Here is a 9,137-nt window from a genome sequence, read left to right as displayed (position 1 = left end):
TTTCATGCTGGTGGAGACGCTCAGCGTGCTTGAGAACGTCATGCTCGGCGCCGAAGGCGGGGCGCTGCTCGCCAAGGGCGCGGCGACGATCCGCAAGCGGCTCGCCGAGCTCGGCAAGGAATACGGGCTCGAAGTCGATCCCGACGCCATCGTCGGCGAACTCTCGGTCGGCCTGCAGCAGCGGGTCGAGATCCTGAAAGCGCTGGTGCGCGGCGCCGAAATCCTGGTGCTCGACGAGCCGACGGCGGTGCTGACGCCCGCCGAGGCCGACCAGCTGTTCGAAATGCTCAGGGTGCTGAAGAGCCAGAACAAGACCATCCTCTTCATCACCCACAAGCTGCGCGAGATCATGAGCCTGACCGACCGCGTCTCGGTGATGCGGCGCGGCGCGATGGTGGCGACGTTCGAGACCGCTCAGACTTCGCCGCCCGAACTCGCCGACGCGATGGTCGGCCGCAAGGTCATCCTCAAGATCGACAAGGGCCCGGCGCATCCGGGCAAGATCGCCCTCGAAGCGCGCAACCTCGTCGTCGTCGACGACCGCGGCGTGACGCGGGTGCACGACGTCTCGTTCGTCTTACGCGAGGGCGAGATCCTCGGCGTCGCCGGCGTCGCCGGCAACGGCCAGTCGGAGCTGCTCGAAGCGCTGGCCGGCATCCGGCCGCCCGCCGGCGGCGAGATCCTCGTCGACGGCCGGGTGCTGCGCCCGTCCGAGCACGACCCCCACGCCGTGCGCAGTCTCGGCATCGGCCACGTGCCGGAGGACCGCCAGCGCGTCGGCCTGATCATGCCGTTTGAAGCCTGCGAGAGCGCGATGCTCGGTTTCCACGACCAATCGACCTTCGGCCGCGGCATCCTGTTCGACCGCCGCGCCATCGTCGCCGACGCGGCGCGGATCATGGAGGCGTTCGACGTCAGGCCGCGCGCGCCGCTGCTCAGGACGGCGAATTTCTCCGGCGGCAATCAGCAGAAGATCGTGCTGGCGCGCGAGATCGACCACGACCCGCGCATCATGCTGGTCGGCCAGCCGACCCGCGGCGTCGACATCGGCGCGATCGAGTTCATCCACAAGCGCATCGTCGCCGAGCGCGACGCCGGCAAGGCGGTCCTGCTGGTGTCGGTCGAGCTCGACGAAATCTTCGCGCTGTCCGACCGCATCGTCGTGCTGTGCGGCGGGCGCGTCACCGGCGAGCGGCGGCCGGATGAAACCAATCCGCAAGATCTCGGCCTGCTGATGGCCGGCGTCGACGAGCGCGCCGCATGAGCGCGCCGCTGAAGCCCTTGCCCGCCTGGGCCGACGTCGCGCTGATCCCGCTGATCAACGTCGCCGCCGCCTTCGTCATCTCCGGCCTGGTGGTGCTGGCGATCGGCGAGAACCCGCTCGAGGCGGTGCAGATCCTCGTCACCGGCGCGATCGGCAATCTCGAAGGCATCGGCTTCACCCTCTATTACGCGACGAGCTTCATCTTCACCGGCCTGGCGGTGGCGATCTGCTTCCACGCCGGCCTATTCAACATCGGCGTCGAAGGCCAGGCCTATGTCGCCGGCTTGGGCGCGGCGCTGGCGGCGCTCTATCTCGGCTTCCTGCCGGGCTACTCCCTGGTGATCGTCGCGATCCTCGCCGGGGCGCTGTTCGGCGCCGCCTTCGCCGCCATTCCCGGCTATCTCCAGGCCAAGCGCGACGCGCACATCGTCATCACGACGATCATGTTCAACTACGTCGCCTCGGCGCTGATGGGCTATTTGCTGGTCGACGTGCTGCGCGTGCCGGGGCAGATGAACGCCGAGACCGCCGGCTTCTCCAATTACGCCATCGTGCCGCAGTTCCACGCGCTGCTGAAGCCGCTCGGGATCATCTGGCCGGACACGCCGTTCAACCTGTCGTTCCTGCTCGCGCTCGCCTGCGCCTACGGCTGCTGGCTGCTGATCTGGCGCACGCGGCTCGGCTACGCGATCCGCGCCGTCGGCGCCAATCCGACCGCGGCGATCTACGGCGGCATTTCGCCGGCGCGCGTCACCATCCTCACCACGCTGCTGTCGGGCGCGCTCGCCGGCGGCATGGCGGCCAACGTCATTCTCGGCGAGGAGCATCGCCTCATCCTCGAATACACCGCGGGCTTCGGCTTCGTCGGCATCGCGGTGGCGCTGATGGGTCGCGCCCATCCGGTCGGCATCGTGCTCGCGGCGATCCTGTTCGGCATGCTCTACCAGGGCGGCGCCGAGCTGGCGTTCGACAAGCCGAAGATCAGCCGCGACATGATCGTCGTCATCCAGGGTCTGGTGGTGCTGTTCGCCGGCGCGCTCGAGCACGTCTTCCGTCGCCCGGTGGCGACGCTGCTGGCGCGCCGCACCACCCAGCCGCCGATCTGAGGGGCTCGAACGCGATGGGCTTCGAAGACCTGGTCAGCATCCTCGGTTCCGGCATCCGGCTCAGCGTGCCGCTGATCTGCGCCTGCCTCGCCGGCCTGTGGTCGGAGCGCTCGGGCGTGGTCGACATCGGCCTCGAGGGCAAGATCCTGGTCGGCGCTTTCGCCGCGGCGGCGGTGGCGACGGCGACCGGCAGCGCCTGGCTCGGCCTCGGCGCGGCGATCCTGGCGACGATCGCCGTGTCGCTCGTGCACGGCTACGCGTCGATCGACCAGCGCGCCAACCAGATCGTCTCCGGCACGGCGATCAACATGGTCGCCGACGGCATCACCGCGCTGATCGGCAACGCCATCTGGTCGCAGGGCGGCCGCACGCCGCAACTGCCGGACACCGCGCTGTTCAACGCCATCAAGCTGCCGTTCGTCGACGCCCTCGCGCCCGTGCCGTTCCTCGGCCCGATCTACAAGCACCTGATTTCGGGCCACGATCTCATCACCTATTTCGGCTTCGCCTGCGTGCCGTTGACCTATTGGGCGCTCTATCGCACCCGCTTCGGATTGAGATTGCGCGCCGTCGGCGAGAACCCGGCCGCCGTCGACACCGCCGGTCTTTCGGTCAGGGGCTTGCGCTACCGCGCGGTGATCATCTGCGGCGTGCTGGTCGGCCTGTCGGGCGCCTACCTGTCGATCTCGCAGGCGGCCTATTTCCAGCCGCACATGAGCGCCGGCAAGGGCTTCATCGCCCTGGCGGCGCTGGTGTTCGCCAAATGGCGGCCGTGGCCGGCCCTCGCCACCTGCCTGCTGTTCGGCGTGCTCGACGCGCTGGCGACGCGGCTGCAGGGCGTGCCGCTGCCGTTCGTCGGGCCGGTGCCGGTGCAGGCGATCGAGGCGCTGCCCTACCTGCTGACGGTGGTGCTGCTCGCCGGCTTCATCGGCAAGGCGATCCCGCCGCGCGCGTCCGGCATCCCCTATGTCAAAGAGCGCTGACGCAGGCCTCGAGGCCCTGTTCGCCGCGGCGAAGGCGGCGCGCGAGCGCGCCTATGCGCCCTATTCGCGCTTTTTCGTCGGCGCGGCGATCCGCGCCCCGAGCGGCGCGATCTATTCCGGCTGCAACGTCGAGAACGCCGCCTATCCGCAAGGCTCGTGCGCCGAAGCGGGCGCGATCGCCGCGATGGCGCTGGCCGGCGAGCGGCGCATCGAAGCGATCGTCGTCGTCGGCGACGGCGAAGACCTGTGCACGCCGTGCGGCGGCTGCCGCCAGCGCATCCGCGAATTCGCCGACGCGGCGACGCGCGTGCATGTCGCCGGGCCGGAAGGCGTGCGCGCGAGCTTCGGACTCGAAGAGCTGTTGCCGCATTCGTTCGGGCCGGGGCATCTGGGGCGGTGAGGGGCGCCCCCGGGGCCGTCATGGCCGGGCTTGACCCGGCCATCCAGGCGGCGACGTCTGCGTACGCGCTTCAATCAACGCGCCTCGGAAAGACGTAGATGGCCGGGTCAAGCCCGGCCATGACGCGGAGAGTGGGGAAGGAACTGTGAACACGCAATCCGCCGCCGCCATCGTCGCGCTCGCCGATCGCGGAATTTCCACGTTGCCGCCGCTCGGCCTGGTGCTCGGCTCGGGGCTCGGCGGCCTCGCCGACGAGGCCGAAGACGCGGTCGTCGTCCCCTATGCCGACATTCCCGGCTTTCCGGTCCCGAGCGTCGTCGGGCACAGCGGCCGCCTGGTGGTCGGCAAGCTCGCGGGCAAGCGCGTCGCGCTGTTCCAGGGCCGCGGCCATTATTACGAACGCGGCGATCCGCGCGAGATGTTCACGGCGATCGAGGCGTTCAGCCGGCTCGGCGGCCGGACGTTGTTTCTCACCAACGCCGCCGGCGGGCTGCACGCCGATTGGCCGCCGCCGGCGCTGGCGGCGATCGTCGACCACATCAATTTCGCCGGCGCCAATCCGCTGATCGGCCTCGCGACCGACAAGCGCTTCGTGCCGCTGACCGAGGCCTACGACCGCGCGCTACTGGCGACGCTCAAGGGCGCCGCGCGCGTCGCCGAGGTCGAACTGCGCGAAGGCGTCTACATGTGGTTCTCCGGCCCGAGCTTCGAGACGCCGGCCGAGATTCGCGCCGCCAAGATCCTCGGCGCCGATCTCGTCGGCATGTCGACCGTCCCCGAAGTGCTGATCGCGCGCTATTTCGGCCTGCGCGTCGTCGCCTGCTCGCTGGTGACCAATTTCGCCGCCGGCCTGTCGGGCGGCGACCCCAGCCACGAGGAGACGCAAGCGGTCGCCGCGCGCGGCTCGCGCCAATTCCGCGCCCTTCTCAAGGCGTTCATTGCGCTCCATGACCAGACAATCGGTTAGCGCCCGCGCGCAATCGGACCGGGACGGTCTCGGGTCAACGCGCGGCGCGGGCAAACCAATTTTTGCCACCGTTGACGAGGTGCAAGCCGGCAGGCTCGCGGCATCTTACCTTGACAGCGGGATGAATTACCTCTATGTGTAATTTGGTAGCTGTTTAGCTGCTATGTGAGGAAATCAACGGGCGCAACTTGGTTGTCACCGGAGAGCAATTGCGCGCGGCCCGCGCTATGGCCCGCATCGAGCAAGCGGACTTGGCGCTTAAGGCAAGCGTGTCTGTAGACACAATAAAGCGCCTTGAACGAACGGTCGGCCCAGTCTCTGCCAACGTTGCAACCACGGAGGCAATCATGCGCGTCCTTGAGTCGGCTGGCGTCGAATTCATCGGCGACGAGCAGCCAGGCGTACGTCAACGCAAATTTCGCGTCGGCGACCTTGTGCGGTTCAGGCCACAGACGACTGCGCGCGCTGGAACCAACATCGGCGCAGACGATGTGGGAACGGTGATCAAAGTCGAAGGAGAGCAAACCTACGGGGTCGGCTACGCGATGTCGGTCCAGTTTGGGGATGTTCCGAAGCATTGCTTCCACTACGAGTTCGAACTCGTGAGCCCCGCCGGAGTCGTTTTCACGGATGGAGATGCGCTGGGCATTCCGCGGCGGAGTTGGAATTGGTTTATTGAAACGTACCGGACCGGCGGGACGCGCCCGGAGACAGTGCGGTATTTCGCAGACTTCAAGTCAACGATTGCAAGGCTTTCCGAGTTGAAGCCTTCGCTCAGGTCAGGCGATATACTTCGCGTTCATGCGCCGTCGTCAGCGACAGATTCCGAACGTGATGCAATAAAGGCGATGGGGGCGGTTGCAAATCTCTGACGCTTTTCAATTCGCGTGCCGTTTTCCACCAATTTCGGGACTGTTGGCTCATGCTGCCGCAGGAAATCATTCGCGCCAAGCGCGACGGCCGGGCCTTGAGCGAAGTGGAGATCGGCGAATTCATCGCTGGCCTGACCTCGGGCGCGGTCAGCGAGGGCCAGGCCGCCGCCTTCGCCATGGCGGTGTTCTTTCGCGGCATGAGTCTCGACGAGCGCGTCGCGCTGACCCGCGCGATGAAAGCGTCGGGCGCGACGCTCGACTGGCGCGACATGAATCTGCCGGGGCCGGTGGTCGACAAGCATTCGACCGGCGGCGTCGGCGACAACGTTTCGCTGATGCTGGCGCCGATGCTCGCCGCCTGCAGCGCCTATGTGCCGATGATCTCGGGGCGCGGCCTCGGCCACACCGGCGGCACGCTCGACAAGCTCGATTCGATTCCGGGCTATGTCTCGCAGCCGGACCTGCCGCTGTTTCGCCGCGTCGTCGCCGAGGCCGGCTGCGCGATCATCGGCCAGACCGCCGATCTCGCTCCCGCCGACCGACGCCTCTACGCCATCCGCGACGTCACCGCGACAGTCGAATCGATCGCGCTGATCACCGCTTCGATCCTGTCGAAGAAGCTCGCCGCCGGGCTGCAGGCGCTGGTGATGGACGTCAAGACCGGCTCGGGCGCCTTCATGCCGACGCTCGAAGGCGCGCGCAATCTCGCCGAGAGCATCGCCGCGGTCGCCAACGGCGCCGGCCTGCCGACCGTGGCGCTGATCACCAATATGGGCGAGCCGCTGGCGAGCGCCGCCGGCAACGCCGTCGAAGTGCTCAACGCCGTCGATTATCTCACCGGCGCGAAGCGCGACCCGCGGCTGCATGCGGTGACGCTGGCGCTCGGAGCCGAGTTGCTGACGCTCGCCGGCCTGGCGCGCGACCGCGTCGCCGCGCGCGCCGCGTTGGAGCGCTCGCTCGCCAACGGCGCCGCGGCCGAGCGCTTCGAGCGCATGGTCGCTGCGCTCGGCGGCCCGGTCGATCTGCTCGCCAAGGCGCGCGAGCTGCTGCCGACGGCGCCGGTCGTCGTCGCCGCCCAGCCGGAGCGCAAGGGTTATGTGCTGTCGATCGACGCGCGCGAGGTCGGCCTCGCGGTGGTCGAGCTCGGCGGCGGCCGCGCGCGCGCGTCCGATGCGATCGATCCGGCGGTCGGCCTGACGCGGCTCGCCGGCATCGGCGCCGAAGTCTCGGCCGACGCGCCGCTGGCGCTGGTCCATGCGCGCGACGAAGCGAGCGCCGCGGCGGCGAGCCGCCGTCTCAGCGACGCCTATCACATCGGCGCCGCGCCGCCGGCCAAGATCGCCGATCCGGTGACGGCGCGGATCGGCGGCTCGCCCACGTGAGTCTGCTGTTCGCCGCGCCCGGCTGGGACGAGGGGTTTTGGCTGAAGCGCTTCGCCGCGCTGCTGCCGGGTCGCGCGTTTGTCACGCCCCAAACGCTCGCCGACCGCGCCGCCGTGCGCTACGCGATCGCCTGGCGCCCCCCGCGCGGCCTGCTCGCCGATCTGCCGCGGCTCGAGGCGATCTTCTCGCTCGGCGCCGGCGTCGACCATATCCTCTCCGATCCGCGCCTACCCGACGTCCCGATCGCGCGCATCGTCGATCCCGACCTGACGGCGCGGATGAGCGAATGGGTCGCGCTGCATTGCCTGATGCATCTGCGCCAGACGCGCCGCTACGAGCGCCAGCAGCGCGAGCGGATGTGGGACGACGACGACGATCAGCCCGCGGCGCGCGATGTGCGCGTCGGCATTCTCGGCTTCGGCGAGCTCGGCCGCGACGCGGCGGGCAAGCTCGCCGCGCTCGGCTTCCAAGTCGCGGCCTGGAGCGCCAGCGCCAAGAGCGCGCCGGGGATCGCCTGTTTCGACGGCGCCGCCGGGCTCGAGGCGATGCTGGCGCGCGCCGACATTCTCGTCTGCCTGCTGCCGCTGACCGCGGCGACGCGCGGAATCCTCAACGCGTCCCTGTTCGCCAGGCTGCCGCGCGAGGGAAGGCTCGGCGGAGCGGTCCTGATCAACGCCGGCCGCGGCGGGCTGCAGGTCGAAGCCGACATCCTCGCCGCGCTCGATTCCGGCGCGCTCAAGGGCGCCTCGCTCGACGTGTTCGAGACCGAGCCGCTGCCGAAGGACTCGCGGCTATGGACGCATCCGGCGGTTTACGTCAGTCCGCACAATTCCGCGATCTCCCACCCCGACGCGGTCGCCCGCGCCATCGCCGAGCAAATCCAGGCCCACGAGCGCGGCGAGCCTTTGCGCAACGTGGTGGACCGGAAGAAGGGATACTGAGAGAATAGGCAAGCGAGGGCTATCGTCATCGCGAGCGACAGCGAAGCGATCCAGACGAAGCCGGGAGAATCGAACCTCTGAGCGCTCCGGCCTGAGGCTGCTTTCAGAGGAAGCTCTAGTGACCGTGGCCCAAGTCTGGATCGCTTCGCTTTGCTCGCGATGACGATCTGAGGGCGGAACGAGGGGGATGAAGCGACCCTGCGTTTACATCATGGCGAGCCAGCGCAACGGGACGCTTTACGTCGGGGTGACCTCCGACCTCTCGCGACGCGCATTCGAACATCGCACTGGCGCGATCGAAGGCTTCTCTCGGGGCTATGGTTGCAAGCTGCTCGTCTGGTTGGAACCTTATGACCGCATGGACGAGGCGATTGCGCGGGAAAAGCAGCTCAAGGCTGGAAGCCGCGCCAAGAAACTCGCGTTGATCGAGGCGAGCAATCCAGACTGGGCGGATCTTTACGGCAGCCTGAACGCTTAGAGCATGTTGCTTTTGGATGGCGCCGCTCTCAGCCGTCATCGCGAGCGACGGCGAAGCGATCCAGACTAAGCGGCAGCCGCAATCCCAAAGTCTGGATTGCTTCGCTTTGCTCGCAACGACGCCGGAGACGTTTCGGCTTGAACGCATCCTACTCAGGAGGCTCTTTCGACATCGCCCGTCCCGCTCGCCTCACTTCGCGACGCGGGCGCGGAAGTCGGCGACGGTCGCTTTGAACTCGTCGTAGTCGAGCGCCTTGGCGACCTTGAACGGCCCGATCAGGAACACCGGCGTGGCTTCGAGCCCGAGCGAGTCGGCCTCGCTCATGTTGCGCTTCAGCAGCGCGGCAATGTCGGCGTCGTGCGTTTTCAGGTCGGCGTCGAGCAGGGCCATGTCGATTCCGGCGGCCTTGACCGCGGCGCGCAGGCTCGCCTCGTCGATCTTCAGGCCGCGAATGCTCATCATCGCGACATGCGCTTCGCGATACTTGCCCTGGTATTTCGCCGCCAGCGCGAGATGGGCGCCGATGACCGACGCGTCGGTGAGGATCGGCCAGTCCTTGTAGATCAGGCGCACTTTGCCGTCGTCGTCGACGAACCGTTCGAGGTCGGGCGACGACTTTTTGCAGAACGGGCAATTGTAATCCATGAAGGCGACGATCTCGACGTCGCCGGCGGGATTTCCCGCCGTCGGCGTCGCTGGGTCGTGCAGGATCGCCTCGACGTCGATCGCGCCCGCCGCCGCGAT

The 9,137-nt window shown here is 68.2% G+C and carries 10 protein-coding genes; 9 read left to right on the top strand and 1 reads right to left on the bottom strand.

The genetic code is table 11. The features are described 5' to 3' along the window. The 9 genes from ABSF49_RS17400 to ABSF49_RS17360 form a co-directional block, all read left to right on the top strand. On the top strand, positions 1–1,264 hold a 1,264-nt coding region (locus tag ABSF49_RS17400), incomplete at its 5' end, for an ABC transporter ATP-binding protein (protein ID WP_424113913.1). Further along, on the top strand, positions 1,261–2,370 hold the full coding sequence (locus tag ABSF49_RS17395; protein WP_424113912.1) for an ABC transporter permease: 1,110 nt from the start codon (positions 1,261–1,263) through the stop codon (positions 2,368–2,370). The genes ABSF49_RS17400 and ABSF49_RS17395, both read left to right, overlap by 4 nt. 14 nt (positions 2,371–2,384) lie before the next feature. Beyond that, positions 2,385–3,353 carry an ABC transporter permease gene (locus ABSF49_RS17390; protein ID WP_424113911.1) on the top strand — a complete coding sequence of 323 codons (969 nt, stop codon included), beginning with the start codon at positions 2,385–2,387 and terminating at the stop codon, positions 3,351–3,353. Further along, the gene (locus ABSF49_RS17385; protein ID WP_424113910.1) at positions 3,337–3,753 is read left to right on the top strand and encodes a cytidine deaminase; all 417 of its coding nucleotides are present in this window, start codon (positions 3,337–3,339) and stop codon (positions 3,751–3,753) included. The genes ABSF49_RS17390 and ABSF49_RS17385 overlap by 17 nt, the downstream gene beginning before the upstream one ends. 145 nt (positions 3,754–3,898) lie before the next feature. After that, on the top strand, positions 3,899–4,720 hold the full coding sequence (locus ABSF49_RS17380; protein ID WP_424113909.1) for a purine-nucleoside phosphorylase: 822 nt from the start codon (positions 3,899–3,901) through the stop codon (positions 4,718–4,720). A gap of 227 nt (positions 4,721–4,947) precedes the next feature. Beyond that, positions 4,948–5,592 (top strand): hypothetical protein, encoded by a 645-nt coding sequence (locus tag ABSF49_RS17375; RefSeq protein WP_424113908.1) that lies wholly within the window; start codon positions 4,948–4,950, stop codon positions 5,590–5,592. 50 nt (positions 5,593–5,642) lie between these two features. Then, positions 5,643–6,974, top strand: coding sequence for a thymidine phosphorylase (gene deoA, locus ABSF49_RS17370; RefSeq protein ID WP_424113907.1), 1,332 nt, complete (start codon positions 5,643–5,645; stop codon positions 6,972–6,974). Continuing rightward, positions 6,971–7,915: a 2-hydroxyacid dehydrogenase gene (locus ABSF49_RS17365; protein WP_424113906.1), complete on the top strand. Its 945-nt coding sequence runs from the start codon at positions 6,971–6,973 to the stop codon at positions 7,913–7,915. The genes deoA and ABSF49_RS17365 overlap by 4 nt, the downstream gene beginning before the upstream one ends. A 187-nt stretch (positions 7,916–8,102) precedes the next feature. Next, the gene (locus ABSF49_RS17360) at positions 8,103–8,393 is read left to right on the top strand and encodes a GIY-YIG nuclease family protein (protein WP_424113905.1); all 291 of its coding nucleotides are present in this window, start codon (positions 8,103–8,105) and stop codon (positions 8,391–8,393) included. Between the two features lie 189 nt (positions 8,394–8,582). Here ABSF49_RS17360 and ABSF49_RS17355 read toward each other — a convergent pair. Beyond that, a partial coding sequence (locus ABSF49_RS17355; protein WP_424113904.1) for a DsbA family protein occupies positions 8,583–9,137 on the bottom strand: 555 nt, incomplete at its 5' end.

The organism is Roseiarcus sp. (genome assembly GCF_049514155.1).
Taxonomy (GTDB): domain Bacteria; phylum Pseudomonadota; class Alphaproteobacteria; order Rhizobiales; family Beijerinckiaceae; genus Roseiarcus.
This window is presented reverse-complemented; position numbering and strand designations above follow the sequence as displayed.